Here is a 12712-nt window from a genome sequence, read left to right as displayed (position 1 = left end):
CCCCATTCGACAGCGATAACTATACCGGTATAGTTATCGCCATGGTCGAGATCAAAACAGAGTCCGAGCTGGCGATGATGCGCGAGGCCGGGCGGGTGGTGGCGAACACGCTGCACGCGGTCAAGGAGGCCGCCGCGATCGGCGTCTCCCTGCTGGAGCTGGACGAGGTCGCCGCGCACGTCATCAGCGAGGCGGGCGCGAAGCCGTCGTTCCTGCACTACCAGCCGCGGTCCGCGCCGACGCCCTACCCGAACGTCCTCTGCGCCAGCGTCAACGACGTCGTCGTGCACGGCATCCCGACCGCGTACCGCATCCAGGACGGCGACCTGGTCAGCATCGACTGCGGCGCGATCCTCGACGGCTGGAACGGCGACGCCGCGATCAGCTTCGTCGTCGGCACCGCCGACCCGGCCGACCTCGCGCTCATCGAGGCCACCGAGCGGGCACTGGCCGCCGGGATCGCCGCCGCCCGGCCCGGCGCGAAGCTCGGCGACATCTCGTACGCGATCGGCGTCGCCGGGCGTGCGCAGGGCCACGGCATGCTCGAAGACCACGGCGGGCACGGCATCGGCCGCGCGATGCACGAGGACCCGCATCTGCCGAACGAAGGCCGCGCGGGCCGCGGAATGCGGCTCAAGCCGGGCCTCGCGCTGGCGATCGAGCCGATGCTCACCCGGGGCGGCGACGCCTACCGGTACGCCCAGGACGGCTGGTCCATCCTGACCGCCGACGGCAGCCGCGCCGCGCACGTCGAGCACACCATCGCGATCGCCGAAGACGGCCCGCGCGTGCTCACCGTGCGGTAGACAGGGGGAATGGACAACATCGTCATCCGATCGGGTGATTCCGGGGACGTCGACACGCTGCTGGGCTTCTTCGACGAGGCCGTCGAATGGCTGGTCGCCCGCGGCAGCTCGAAGCAGTGGGGGACCGAGCCGTGGAGCGGCGTCCCGAAGCGCGTCGAGCGGGTCAAGGGCATGGCGGCGGACCCGGGCCTGCGCATCGCGGTGGTCGACGGCGAGGCGGCGGGCGCGCTGATCGTCTCCGAGGAACACGACGAGCACGTGCCGGCGGTCGACGAGCGTGAGCTGTACATCCGGCTGCTCATCACGTCACGGCGGTTCACCGGGCGCCGCGTCGGCGGCCGCCTGATCGAGTACGCGCTCGACGAGGCCCGGCGGCGCGGCATCGACCTCGTCCGCGTCGACTGCTGGGCGGGCGGCGACGGCGAACTGCAGCGGTACTACGAGAGCCAGGGGTTCAAGCCGACGGTCCGCTTCACCGTCGGCGAGTGGGTGGGGCAGGTGCTGGAGCAGCGCGTGGGGTAGCGCCGGACCGGTTCCGGGGGCACACTGTTGACGCATTGCCAACAGACGAAGGGGTCGCCATGGAACTCGTCGGCAAGGTCGTCGTCATCACCGGCGGCGGGCAGGGGATCGGCGCGGCGACCGCGTCGGCGCTGGCCCGGCTGGGCGCGAAGGTGGTGATCGGCGACCTCGACCAGGTCCGGGCCGAGAAGACCGCCGGCGAGCTGGGGGCCGACGCGCTGCCGCTGGACGTCACCGACATCCGCGGGTTCACGGAGTTCCTCGACGAGGTCGAACGCCGCCACGGCCGGATCGACGTGCTGATCAACAACGCCGGCATCATGCCGCTCGGCGACCTCGAGACCGAGAGCGACGCGACGACCCGGCGTCAGCTGGAGATCAACCTGCACGCCGTCATCCACGGCACGCGCGAGGCGGTGCGGCGGATGCGGCCGCGGGGCAGCGGGCACATCGTGAACGTCGCGTCGTTCGCGGGCAAGGCCGGCTTCCCCGGGGCGGCGACCTACTGCGCCACCAAGCACGCCGTCGTCGGGCTGTCCGAGGCGGTGCACCTGGAACTGCACGGCAGCGGCGTCCACGTTTCGTGCGTGATGCCCGGCATCGTGCGGACGGAACTCGCGAGCGGCCTCGCCGAGGCGAAGCTGTTCAAGTCCGTGCGGCCGGAAGATGTGGCCGACGCCATCGTATCCGCACTGCGCAAACCTCGTTTCGACGTTTTCGTGCCCCGCTCGCTGGGCACTATGGGCAAGCTCACGCGGCTGCTGCCGCGCAGGGCGGGCGAAGCGTTCGCGCGGGCGTTGAAAGCAGACCGGCTTTTGGCTTCAGCAGCCCATTCCCCGGCTCGCGCGGCGTACGAAGCGCGGGCCGCCGAGAGCGGCCCCGGGGTAACTCGGACGGACTAGCGACCGTCCGAATTGGACGTGCCTGCGGGGGTGGTGCTGTTGAGTCCGCCCGCCCGGCCCGGCAAGATTGCCTCCGGATCGGTTCTTGGGAGGCGTGAGGAAAATGGTTTCACCACCCGCACGGCTGGCTGCCGCGGCGTCGAACGTGGTCGGCAAGGTGCTGCACGGCGGCGTCGCCGACCTGCGCCCGATGCCGCGGGTGCTGATCGACCAGGGCCCCAACCGTTCGCTGTACCGGATGACCCACAGCGGCGGGACGGTGTCCGGGCCCCCGATCCTGCTGGTGCCCCCACTGGCGGCACCGGCGATCTGCTTCGACCTCCGCCGCGGCTGCAGCCTCATCGAGCACCTGATCGACCGCGGCCGCAACACGTACCTGGTCGACTACGGCATGGTGGCGTTCTCGGATCGCCGCCTGGGCATCGAGCACTGGATCGACGAGGTGCTGCCCCGAGCGATCCGGCGCGTCAGTGCGGACGCCGGCGGCCAGGACGTGCACCTGGTGTCGTGGTCGCTGGGCGGGATCTTCTCGCTGCTGGTGAACGCCGACCAGCCGGACCTCCCGATCGCCTCGATCACCGCGATCGGCTCGCCGGTGGACTTCACGGCCATCCCGATCGTGGCCCCGTTCAGGCCGTTGGTGGACCTGACGAACGGCCACCTCCTGACGCCGATTTATCGAGCCTTCGGCGGCGCGCCGTCCTATTTGGTCAGCCGCGTGTTCCGCGCAACGGGCATCAGCAAGGAAATCACGAAGCCGATCGCGATCCTGTCCCATCTCGACGACCGGGACTATCTCGCCCAGATCGAGGCGGTCGACCACTTCATGAGCAACATGTACGCGTACCCGGGCCGCACGTTCGGCCAGCTGTACCACCGCCTGTTCCGCACGAACGACCTGGCGGAGGGCAAGGTGGACCTGAACGGCCGGATCATTTCGCTGTCCTCGGTCCGAGTCCCGACGATGGTGGTGGCGGGCGAGAACGACACGATCGCGCCGAGGCCGTCGGTCGAGCGCGTGGTGGAGCTGCTGGACAAGGCCCCGGAGGTCCGCTTCAAGACGGCGCCGGGTGGACACCTGGGGGTGCTGACGGGCCGGAAGGCGCGCGGAACGACGTGGCGCTACCTGGACGAGTTCCTGGACGACCAGATCTCTTGAGGAAAGGGCCGCCCTCGGATTGAGGGCGGCCCTTTCGCATTACTTCAGCTCGGCCGACGTCTTCCCGAGGATCCGCCTCGCGACGATCAGCTGCTGAATCTGCTGCGTCCCCTCGAAGATGTCCAGAATTTCTCAGCTGGGTTTCGTCGACCTCGTGATCTTGGGCGAAAACCGCCTCTGAGCTGCACTGATGTGTCTCGTTAGTTCTCGTCGTCTGTCGCCTCTCCCCGGCCTCTGACGGCCTGGAGACGGCCTGGCGGACCAGCCACACCTCCCCCTGCATCCCGATACGAAGCCAGCACGCGGCCGGTGGTGCCGGGTCAAGACACGCTTTCCCGTCTTGACGCGGTGCTACCGGCCGTTGTCACGATCAGGCGTCGGGATGGAGGTCCCTCACGACGGTGCGTAACGGAGATCGAGTCACGAACGACCCGTATGGCACAGCCGCTCGCAGAGGGAGGCCAACGTTGGCTCTGGGGACCCGTGTGCCGCCGCCGCGCGGCGCTGCGCCAGGTGACCCGCTGGCGGCCGCACCGCCCGGCCGGCGGGCGAAGCGGAGCGGCAGCCCGCCGTGTCGGAAGCGGATGCGGCTGCCAAGGCGAGGGGCTGCGTAGGTGACAGGCGCGCCGCCATCGGCGGCGCGCCCTTGATCTCATAGAGGCAAGTTCGGCAGCATGTGGGCAGACGTACGATGAAGTCGGCATTGCCTGGTTTGCATGGAGACCACAGCTAGAGATGACAGGATGAGCATGTCACTGGAAGACCAAGTCTCGGAGAAAGCCAAAGAGATACACACTGACGGATACCCAATGTCCATTGGTGAGGTAATCTCGATGTATCGCGACAGTGATATCGATATTCATCCAGAATTTCAGCGCATCTTCAGGTGGAACATCGAGCAAAAATCTCGACTGATTGAATCAATCCTGTTGAAGATTCCCATCCCGCCGATCTTTGTCTCTCAGCGCAAGGATGGCGTATGGGATGTTATTGACGGCGTTCAGCGATTGTCAACTATCCTTGAGTTTGTCGGAATATACCGAGACGAAGAGCGCCGGCTTCGACCACCTTCGGTTCTTGAGGCTACCGAATACCTGCCAGATTTGGAGGGCTACACGTGGGAAGTGGGCGATCGAGTCTTCAGTGATGTGATGCAGCGCGACTTCAAGCGTGCCAAGATTGAATTTAGGATCATCGCTAAACAGTCGGATGCAAATGCCAAGTACGACATGTTTCAGCGTCTTAACTCCGGCACGCAACTCTCATTGCAAGAAGCGCGAAATTGCCTCTTGGTTATGTTGAATGTTTCGATGTTCAACGAGTTGGTGCGTCTGGCGGAGACGCCTAACTTCATTGCAACAGTTCCGCTTTCCGAGGCGAAAGAGTCTCAGTCTTATCGTCAAGAGTTGGCGCTTAGGTTCTTCCTTCATGCGAGCTATCACGGGCGCCGTGAGCAGTTGGATAAGGAGTACGGAGACTACTTGACGGACTGGATGCGTGCGGCATCAAAAACGTATGGCACGGACTCGTCAGAGATAGACTCCCAGAAATTCGAAGAGACTTTCTCGCTACTTGACCGGGCGCTTGGCGAGGATGCATTTCGCCGCTTTGATGGTCATCGGCATCTGGGCGCGTTCTCGATTTCTAGTTTTGAGTTCGTGACCGCAGGTGTTGTTGCCAATCTTGCGGACTGGATAGATGATCCCGACGGCCTTCGTGACCGGATCAGGAGTAGCTGGTCTGCTCCTGAGTTTCGCGATAATTCTGGCACGGGTGTCAGTCCGCGTAGGCGAGTTCCTAGGCTTATCACCGACGCGCGAGTCTATTTTTCGAGGTCGCGATGACGTCATCGCCAAAGACTCTAACTCAGTTGGAGACTTTGCTGGACGACGACCTGGCTTGGAGGCGCGCGGAATTAGTCGCGCTGGCCAGGGAGTTGGAACGTCACGAGCGAAGTGCTCCAGATGCCCCCTTAACTCGCGCGCTCGCTAGGGGTGCGGTCGCCCTTCTTTATGCTCACTGGGAAGGCTACGCTAAAGAAGCTTGCGAAGGCTACTTGAACTACGTTGCCGTTCGCAAGCTTCGTTACGAGGAACTTAGTGACGGGTTTTTGGTTACTGCCCTGAAGTCGCTCATGCGTCGGTTGGATGCGGGAGATGAAGCTGCCACTTTGGATACGTTGGATCTTGTGCGGCGTCCCGGTGTCGCACGTGCGCGCGTTCCGAAAAAAGCTGTGATAAACACAAGATCAAATCTTCGGCACGACGTTCTGATAGAAATGTTCACGGCCATCGGCTTGCCGATCGATGACTTCGTGACGCGTAAGCACTTTATTGATCGATCGTTATGTGATGCGCGAAATGAAATCGCCCACGGAAGGCTCTATTTTCCGGAGTCGTCGACTTTTGAGAAAAGCTGTGATGACGTCCTTGATATGCTAACCAGGTTGCGGACGACCATTATCGATCATGCGCGTGATGCTCTGTATCGTTACTCGGCGACGCAAAAGGATGTCGCCGAGGTGCAGAGTGCATAGATTTAGTCTACGAGAAGTAAACTTGGGCGCGTCCTTGAAGGGCGTGCGTTATGCGTAGAATGATCGCCGAGTGGATCTTTAGATTTGTTAGCTCTTTCGGTGGAAGCCAGTGGACTTCTTTGCTTTCGTCGCTAACTTGAAGCGAACCGCCGCGAGGTTCTGCGCGGAAACAGATTGAGAATTCTTGCCTGACTTCGCCGTCGTCGTAGGCGATAACGTGCTTGGGGTCTGAGTACAGGCCTATCACCCCCGTGACTTGACACTCAATGCCGGTCTCCTCGCGTACCTCCCGGACTGCTGCCTCGGCCAGGGTCTCACCGAGTTCTAGCTGGCCGCCTGGGATGGAGTACAGGTCGTTGTCCGTACGCCTGATCATGAGAATCCGGCCTTCGTCGTCCTGGATGAACGCCGAGACGGCTACTGCGATGCTGTTGGCCTTGGGGGCGTTCGGGTCGTTGTAGTAGTCGACTCGGGTCATGCTGCCTCCTAAAAGGTGGCGGGCTTGGCGAGGTTCCAGACTGACTCGAAACTCTCCGAGTACGTCTCGAAGAGGTCCCCGGCGGACAGTCTCCGTAGGTGGAGGGACGGGGCGTGGGCTCCCTGGAACCCGTACACGTGTGTGTTGATGATCATCTCGTCGTCGAATCGGAAGATCGAGTTGTAGAGCGTCGTGTTGTGGAACCGCATCTCCACGCCGTCGACTCTGATCAGCGGCCGGTAGAACGCCAGGGCGTTGCGGATGCGCGCCGCAAGCGTCCCGTCGCCGAGCTGCTCTTCCTCACCGCGCAGCGCGACGCTGTCTCCCTCGGGGTCTCCGAATACGAGCCGGATCTTCGCGTCGGCCTCGGCCTTGGCGGCCAGGTCCTTGATGAACCGCGGGCGTTCCACCAGGAACAACGCCGCGTGTACCAGGATCTCAACGGTCTGCGATGCGTCCTTGATGAGCCGGTCCCACAGCTCGACGGGGACGGCGTTGCGGTGCGGGAAGACCTGCACCAGCTCGGCGGCGGCCGTCTCGGCCTTGCGCTCCGGGGCCACGGAGTCCGGCCACAGGTAGGTCTCTGACTCGCGCGCCATGGCGGCGATCTTGTGCCGGTGCTTGGGGTAGGGCGTCCGGTTCTTGGTGATCCAGCGCTCGACGGTCTTCTGGTCGACGCCGACGGCCTTGGCGACCTGCTCCAAGGTCAGGCCGTTGCGCAGTAGTGCGTCACGCAGGCGTTCGTTCGGCATCGGCACCCCATTGGGACGTGTAGGGACGTCTTCGACGGTACCAGGGACGTCCCAAGATGTCCCGCCACGTGGTGATCACGTCCCGCGTTTTGGCGGAGATTGGGTGTCAGGTTGCCGGGGCAGGCCCGGTGGCCAGGACACCGAGGAGGAACGCGTGACCACTGAAGCGACTGTCCGGCCGGCTGGCTTGGACAAGCGGGCGGTACCTCGCCGACGTGCGGCGTAGGCGCGGCGTGGCATGCGCGACACGGTTCAGATCCACGTCACGGCTGATCTGCCGATTCGTGTCCGGGCGCTGACGTACGCAAACCGCGCGGAAGTCCGGTTCGGCAAGGCGTTCCCGGTGGTCCTGCTCGTGGACTCCGACGCCATTGCCGTACTGCGGAGGGAACTGGACGAGGTGAGCGCGGCACTGGACGCCGCAGCGGCACGAGGCGGAGAGCCGCCCGAAGTAACCAACTAACAGACGACATAAGGGATTCAGCATGGCTATCGACAAGGGACACCGGTTCGGGATCGACTTCGACGACGCGTTTCCGCAGGGCTTGGTGATGGTGGGTGAGGTGTCGCCGGACAACGAGTACCAGTCGCGGGAGGACCGGGCCGCCAATCGCCCGGTGCGGCAGCGGGTCGACGAGGTGACCGGGAAGCGGCAGTGGAAGGTCATGGTCACCGACCCGGCCGAGACGCGGGCGAAGCGGGCCTCGTTCGAGATCACCCTTCTCGCCGACGTCCAGCCGGTGCCGACGACCTCGGAGGCGCTGCCGGGGATGCGGCCGATCGAGCTGGACGGCTTGACGGCGGAGCCTCGCGTGGCTGGTCAGGGCGAGTTCAAGTACCAGTCGTATGTGTTCCGCGCGACCGGCTTCAAGCAGGCCACCAGCAACGCGAAGCCATCCCGGTCAGGCGGGACCAGTGAGACAGCGAAGGCCGCGTGACAGGCATGGGCTTCCGCGAGCGGGTCGAGGCGTGGGAGCAGGCGTATCGGGACTACATGGCCGCGTGGGAGCACGGCCGTGCCGTTCTCTCGCCGGTGAATGCGACGAACACGGCGAACGCTGCGAGGCGGGTGTCGCGGGCGTGGCACGAGCTGGCGCAGGTGCGCGGGTTGCCGTGGTGGTGTGTGGCGGCGTTGGAGTCGGCGGCCGAGGGGTTCGCCGACCTGGCCCGGGAGTGGGAAGAGCATGACGGCAACGTGGGACGGGCTGGGGCTGCGCTGGACGGTGGGCGCGGGGACCGAGGTGACGGTGGAGGAGACCGGGACGGGCGCGTCACATCCGCCGGTCCTGGTGCTGGCTGGTGGGCTGTGCGTGGTGACGCTGGTGCCGCCGGAGGACCAGACCGCGTGGACGGGGTGCGCGGTGTTCCTTCGTCGGCTCCGCGACCACGCCGAGGAACTGGCGGTGCTGCTGGAAGCCCGCGCGGAGAGGCGTGATCGTGCGCAGGGGTGAGCCGAGGACGCTGCGGGAGGCCCACGAGGTCGTGATGGACCGCCGGCCACCGAACGACGCGAACTCCTCGGTGTGGCTGGCGTTCCGGCTCGGCAACGCGCGGCTGTACAAGGCGATCGCGGACGTCGACCGGGGGCATCACCATGAGGCGTTGTACTGGGCCGGATACGAGGAGCGGAAGGCGGGTGAGATCTCGGCGGAACTCCAGGCGGAAGCGACACCCGCTGACTAGTCGCATGTAGACGACCAAAAAGTCAACAGCAGTAACGAAAACGCACGCTATGCCGCGCGGCAATGAAGCACGTCCTGATGTGGGGGCGTGTGATCCGTTAAGGCGCAGAAGCGGAACCTGGCTACCAACCTTGCCGCTCCTGCGCTGTCCACAACCAGCGGAAGTGAACAATGACAACGCTAAACGACGACAACCGGCGAGCGTCAACGGGGGTCACCCGAACGCGCTGCGCCTCCTGCAAACGATTCGCCAAACTCCTGCCCGGCGAGACCAAATGCGCTCCCTGCTTGGGGATGCTGCCGCTGGACCTCGACGTGAAGCGGGGTGGTCGGTGATGTCTCCCGGCTTCGCCGTGGTCGCCCTGGCTGGGCTGGGGCTGGGTGTGTGGGTGCTGCACAAGATCGGCCGCGCTCTGGCGTCGATCCTGGAAGCTCTGGCTGCGGCGGCGGTGGTGTTCGTGGCGCTGTGGTGGCTGTGCAAGGCCGTGGTCTGGATGCTCGCGCAGGTCGTGACGCGGTGGCGGACCAGTCTCGCCGTGGTCGCGGTCTACGCCTGGTGCGAACTGGTCGGCTGGCTCTCCCTGGCGATCATCCTGAGCAGCGTCACGGCAGTCCTCGCGGCTTGGTGGGCGATCGACGCCGTCTCGTTCGATCAGTGGTGTGGGAGGTTCCTGCGCTCCTGGTGGGCTCGGTGGGCGGTCTACGGGCGGAAGCTGCCGGAGTGGCTGCACGCGTGCGGGCTGTCGGTGCGGGATGAGGCGTTGCCGGTGGTGGTGAACGTGAATCTCGTCGGCCGTCGACGCGCGCTGTCCCGCTCGACGTCGAACCGGCCGAACGCGCGGCTGCCCAAGGTGCTCGGCGTTCGGTCGGGTGCCTCGTGGGATGAGGTGCGGGTGGAGCTGGTGGCCGGGCAGAAGCCGGAGGACTTCGACGACGCGGCTCGTGCCTTGGCCGTCGCGCGGAAGGTCGCTCGCTGCCAGGTCCGCGAGCTGGCCCCCAACGTCGTGTCCATTGACTTCCAGCGCCGTGACCTGCTCGCCGGAGGTGTGGTCGGCCCCCAGGTCCCGGACGGCGTCGACTCGACCGGCGTGGACCTGCGCAACGTCTGGGCCGGGCGGACCGAGTACGGCCGTGACTGGCGCGTCCCACTGCTGGGCTCCGGTGCGCACTGCCTGACCGCCGGTGCCTCGGGCGCGGGGAAGAACAGCGTCATGTGGTGCCCACTGGTGGCGGCGGCTCCGGCGATCCGGGCCGGGGTGGTGCGTATGTCCGGGATCGACCCGAAGGGCATGGAGCTGGCCTACGGGCGCGGGATCTTCTCCCGCTACGCGGTCGGTGGCAAGGACGCGGTCGAACTGCTCGACGGTCTGGTGGAGGAGATGGAATCCCGCAAGCGGGCCTTCGCCGGTCGGCTGCGGACTATTCCGGTGTCGACGGAGTATCCGTTGGAGCTGTTGGAGTTCGACGAGATCGGCGCGCTGACCAAGTACACCGACCGTAAGACCCGTGAGGCCATTGTGGAGCGTGTCGCGCTGCTGACCACCCAGGGCCGGGCGCTGGGGATCTCGGTCCGTGGCTACGTGCAGGAGCCCACCAAGGACACCGTCCCGGTCCGGGAGCTGTTCACCCGGCGGGTGTGCCTGCGGGTCACGTCCAAGACGCACGTCGGCATGGTGCTCGGGGACGGGGCGTACGAGCGCGGGGCGTGGGCGAACCGGATCGGCGACTCGGAGGCCGGCGTGGGCTACGTGTGGGGTGAAGGCATCCGTGAGCCGCTGCGTATCCGCGCCGGGTGGGTCTCCGACGCCACGGTGAAGGCGCTGGAGGCGTACGTGACCAATGGTGGTGTTGCGGATCTGCGACACGGCGGTGAGGGGGTGGCCGCGTGAACCGGCTGATGATCTTCCTCGACGCCATCCGCGATCACCTCGACTCCTATCAGCTGCCGCCGGTCGCCTCGGTTGACGTCAACGCCTGGTCGAGTCCGATCACTGTTCAGCTCGACGTGGACGGTCTGCCGGAGGTGTCGCGGGCGCTGCTGGTGTGGAGCCAGACGCTCGAGGACGTCTCGGCCCGGCTGTGGCGGCTGTGTGACGGCAAGTGGGTGCACCTGTCGATCAGCGGACGAACGCCCTGCGGCATCCCGGTCCTGGTGTTCGGCGTGGTCCGCTTCGAGCCGAGCACCTTCCCAGCCCTCCCGGCCGGAGCGAAGCAGGACATGCCGGTCTACCTGCTGCGCGGCTGGTCGACGCCGGGGGAGGTGGCGGCCTGATGAGCGAGACACGCGCCGAACGGATGCGGACCCCGCTGGCTGCCGACGTGATCCGGGCGACGGCGGAGAAGCACGGCGTCTGCGTCCGCCCGTTCACGATGGAGGTGGGCGACACCGAGACCGGCGAACTGCGCTACGTGCCGGTGCCGTGCGGGTCCACTGTGGAATCGGTGTGCCTGCCGTGCGCGCGGAAGGCGAAGGCGCTTCGGCAGGCCCAGTGCCGTGAGGGCTGGCACCTGACCGAAGAGCCCACCCTCGCAGCCGAGCCACCCTCGGAGGACCACACGGAGCTGCTGACCTACCGCGCCGACTTGGTGGCGGCTTACCGGGAGGTGGTCGAGCACGACCCGGCGGAGGCCGAAGAGCTGCGGGAGGAGGTCGCCGGGGTTGATGCGGAACTTCGGCAACTCGGGATGCGGGGCCGGCTGCCCGCCCTGGACGTGCCGACCAAGCGGGCGGTGAAGCGTTCGACCCGTCGTCGGCAGGACGCTCCGAACCTGCCTCGGCGGAAGGTCGCGAAGACGACGGTTGGGCGTGAGTTCGCGGGGAAGTTCCGGCCGTCGATGTTCGTCACGTTGACCTGCGACACCTATGGTCCGGTCCGTGGCGATGGATCGCCGGTCGACCCAAGTCGATATGACTACCGGCGGGCGGCCAGGGACGCGGTGCACTTCTCGGCGCTGGTGGACCGGTGGTGGCAGAACCTGCGCCGGGTCGTCGGCTGGGACGCTCAGTACTTTGCCACGGTTGAGCCTCAGCGTCGGGCCGCTCCGCATCTGCACGCGGCTATTCGGGGTTCGGTGCCGCATGACGTGATCCGTCAGGTCACCGAAGCCACCTATCACCAGGTGTGGTGGCCTGCTCATGACGAGATCGTTTACGTCGACAGGCGGCCGGTCTGGGACGGTCCGGATACCGGCTTCGTCGACCCGGAGACACGTCGGCCGCTGGCCCGGTGGGACGACGCGGTGGAGGCCGTCGAGCATCCGGCGCATGTCGTCACGTTCGGGCGGCAAGTCCACTCGAAGGGCATCCTCGGCGGCACCGAAGAGGCCGGCCGCCACATCGGCTACCTGACCAAGTACCTCACCAAGTCCACCGGTGAAGTGGTCGAGGCAGACAGCGCGGCCCAGGCCGATCACCACGACCGGCTGCAAGCCGAGCTGGCGGTTACACCGTGCTCGCCGCGCTGCGCGGTCTGGCTGCTCTACGGCATCCAGCCCAAGGGCGTCACGGGCAAGACCACCCCGGGGCACTGCAAGGGCAGGGCTCACCGGCGGACCACGCTCGGACTGCCCGGCCGCCGCGTCCTGGTCTCGCGGAAGTGGTCGGGCAAGACGCTGGTCGACCACAAGGCCGACCGGCGGACGTTCGTGCTCCAGGCGCTCGCGGCCGTCGGCATCGAGAAACCGGCCGCCGACCGGTCGCAACAGGTCTGGCGGAAGGTCGAGCCGGGCGACCCGCAGGTTCCGCCCCGGCCGCACCTGGTGATGCGCGCCATCGCGGAGCGGATCACGTGGAAGGCCGAGTACGACCGGGCGCTGCTCGCGGCTGAGAGACCTCCAGAAACTTCGGCAACTGGGCTCGCGGCCTGATCAAAGGG

The 12712-nt window shown here is 66.1% G+C and carries 15 protein-coding genes; 13 read left to right on the top strand and 2 right to left on the bottom strand.

Translation table 11 applies throughout. The features are described 5' to 3' along the window. Positions 1-41 precede the first annotated feature (41 nt). The 6 genes from map to BLW76_RS48180 all read left to right on the top strand — a co-directional run bounded on the left by map (position 42) and on the right by BLW76_RS48180 (position 5925). A complete protein-coding gene (gene map, locus BLW76_RS41345) occupies positions 42-806 on the top strand; it encodes a type I methionyl aminopeptidase (protein WP_091317592.1) in 765 nt (254 codons plus the stop codon). Between the two features lie 9 nt (positions 807-815). Then, complete coding sequence (locus tag BLW76_RS41340; protein WP_091317590.1) at positions 816-1328, top strand: GNAT family N-acetyltransferase; 513 nt, start codon at positions 816-818, stop codon at positions 1326-1328. 59 nt (positions 1329-1387) lie between these two features. Beyond that, positions 1388-2230 (top strand): SDR family oxidoreductase, encoded by an 843-nt coding sequence (locus tag BLW76_RS41335; protein ID WP_091317589.1) that lies wholly within the window; start codon positions 1388-1390, stop codon positions 2228-2230. Between the two features lie 103 nt (positions 2231-2333). Continuing rightward, entirely contained in the window at positions 2334-3389 is a 1056-nt protein-coding gene (locus tag BLW76_RS41330; protein ID WP_091317587.1) for an alpha/beta fold hydrolase, read from the top strand. 743 nt (positions 3390-4132) lie between these two features. After that, positions 4133-5233, top strand: coding sequence for a DUF262 domain-containing protein (locus BLW76_RS41325; protein ID WP_167384896.1), 1101 nt, complete (start codon positions 4133-4135; stop codon positions 5231-5233). Between the two features lie 26 nt (positions 5234-5259). After that, positions 5260-5925 (top strand): MAE_28990/MAE_18760 family HEPN-like nuclease, encoded by a 666-nt coding sequence (locus tag BLW76_RS48180; protein WP_143060781.1) that lies wholly within the window; start codon positions 5260-5262, stop codon positions 5923-5925. Positions 5926-5932: 7 nt separating this feature from the next. On the opposite strand, the gene BLW76_RS41320 is transcribed toward BLW76_RS48180, so the two are convergent. Further along, on the bottom strand, positions 5933-6403 hold the full coding sequence (locus BLW76_RS41320) for an NUDIX hydrolase (protein WP_091317584.1): 471 nt from the start codon (positions 6401-6403) through the stop codon (positions 5933-5935). A gap of 8 nt (positions 6404-6411) precedes the next feature. Next, a complete protein-coding gene (locus tag BLW76_RS41315; protein WP_091317583.1) occupies positions 6412-7155 on the bottom strand; it encodes a DUF5919 domain-containing protein in 744 nt (247 codons plus the stop codon). Between the two features lie 238 nt (positions 7156-7393). Here BLW76_RS41315 and BLW76_RS41310 point away from each other — a divergent pair, with 238 nt between their 5' ends. The 7 genes from BLW76_RS41310 to BLW76_RS41280 all read left to right on the top strand — a co-directional run bounded on the left by BLW76_RS41310 (position 7394) and on the right by BLW76_RS41280 (position 12704). Beyond that, positions 7394-7618 (top strand): hypothetical protein, encoded by a 225-nt coding sequence (locus BLW76_RS41310; RefSeq protein WP_086864326.1) that lies wholly within the window; start codon positions 7394-7396, stop codon positions 7616-7618. A 22-nt stretch (positions 7619-7640) separates the two neighbouring features. Further along, the gene (locus BLW76_RS41305; RefSeq protein WP_091317581.1) at positions 7641-8093 is read left to right on the top strand and encodes a hypothetical protein; all 453 of its coding nucleotides are present in this window, start codon (positions 7641-7643) and stop codon (positions 8091-8093) included. Positions 8094-8339: 246 nt separating this feature from the next. After that, on the top strand, positions 8340-8606 hold the full coding sequence (locus tag BLW76_RS41300) for a hypothetical protein (protein WP_091317580.1): 267 nt from the start codon (positions 8340-8342) through the stop codon (positions 8604-8606). Further along, a complete protein-coding gene (locus BLW76_RS41295; protein ID WP_167384895.1) occupies positions 8587-8838 on the top strand; it encodes an AMED_5909 family protein in 252 nt (83 codons plus the stop codon). Before BLW76_RS41300 ends, BLW76_RS41295 begins: the two co-directional genes overlap by 20 nt. A 334-nt stretch (positions 8839-9172) precedes the next feature. After that, a complete protein-coding gene (locus tag BLW76_RS41290) occupies positions 9173-10726 on the top strand; it encodes an FtsK/SpoIIIE domain-containing protein (RefSeq protein WP_091317578.1) in 1554 nt (517 codons plus the stop codon). Further along, positions 10723-11109 (top strand): hypothetical protein, encoded by a 387-nt coding sequence (locus BLW76_RS41285; RefSeq protein ID WP_091317576.1) that lies wholly within the window; start codon positions 10723-10725, stop codon positions 11107-11109. The genes BLW76_RS41290 and BLW76_RS41285 overlap by 4 nt, the downstream gene beginning before the upstream one ends. Beyond that, complete coding sequence (locus tag BLW76_RS41280; protein WP_091317575.1) at positions 11109-12704, top strand: replication initiator; 1596 nt, start codon at positions 11109-11111, stop codon at positions 12702-12704. The genes BLW76_RS41285 and BLW76_RS41280 overlap by 1 nt, the downstream gene beginning before the upstream one ends. The last annotated feature ends 8 nt before the right edge of the window (positions 12705-12712 follow it).

It is taken from the genome of Amycolatopsis tolypomycina, from assembly GCF_900105945.1.
GTDB classification, from domain to species: domain Bacteria; phylum Actinomycetota; class Actinomycetes; order Mycobacteriales; family Pseudonocardiaceae; genus Amycolatopsis; species Amycolatopsis tolypomycina.
This window is presented reverse-complemented; position numbering and strand designations above follow the sequence as displayed.

What these genes read in the sequence shown, in the direction of transcription:
- map (WP_091317592.1), top strand. Translation starts at nt 42, where the DNA reads ATGGTCGAGATCAAAACAGAGTCCGAGCTGGCGATGATGCGCGAGGCC.
- BLW76_RS41340 (WP_091317590.1), top strand. Translation starts at nt 816, where the DNA reads ATGGACAACATCGTCATCCGATCGGGTGATTCCGGGGACGTCGACACG.
- BLW76_RS41335 (WP_091317589.1), top strand. Translation starts at nt 1,388, where the DNA reads ATGGAACTCGTCGGCAAGGTCGTCGTCATCACCGGCGGCGGGCAGGGG.
- BLW76_RS41330 (WP_091317587.1), top strand. Translation starts at nt 2,334, where the DNA reads ATGGTTTCACCACCCGCACGGCTGGCTGCCGCGGCGTCGAACGTGGTC.
- BLW76_RS41325 (WP_167384896.1), top strand. Translation starts at nt 4,133, where the DNA reads ATGAGCATGTCACTGGAAGACCAAGTCTCGGAGAAAGCCAAAGAGATA.
- BLW76_RS41320 (WP_091317584.1), bottom strand. Translation starts at nt 6,403, where the DNA reads ATGACCCGAGTCGACTACTACAACGACCCGAACGCCCCCAAGGCCAAC.
- BLW76_RS41315 (WP_091317583.1), bottom strand. Translation starts at nt 7,155, where the DNA reads ATGCCGAACGAACGCCTGCGTGACGCACTACTGCGCAACGGCCTGACC.
- BLW76_RS41310 (WP_086864326.1), top strand. Translation starts at nt 7,394, where the DNA reads ATGCGCGACACGGTTCAGATCCACGTCACGGCTGATCTGCCGATTCGT.
- BLW76_RS41305 (WP_091317581.1), top strand. Translation starts at nt 7,641, where the DNA reads ATGGCTATCGACAAGGGACACCGGTTCGGGATCGACTTCGACGACGCG.
- BLW76_RS41300 (WP_091317580.1), top strand. Translation starts at nt 8,340, where the DNA reads ATGACGGCAACGTGGGACGGGCTGGGGCTGCGCTGGACGGTGGGCGCG.
- BLW76_RS41290 (WP_091317578.1), top strand. Translation starts at nt 9,173, where the DNA reads ATGTCTCCCGGCTTCGCCGTGGTCGCCCTGGCTGGGCTGGGGCTGGGT.
- BLW76_RS41280 (WP_091317575.1), top strand. Translation starts at nt 11,109, where the DNA reads ATGAGCGAGACACGCGCCGAACGGATGCGGACCCCGCTGGCTGCCGAC.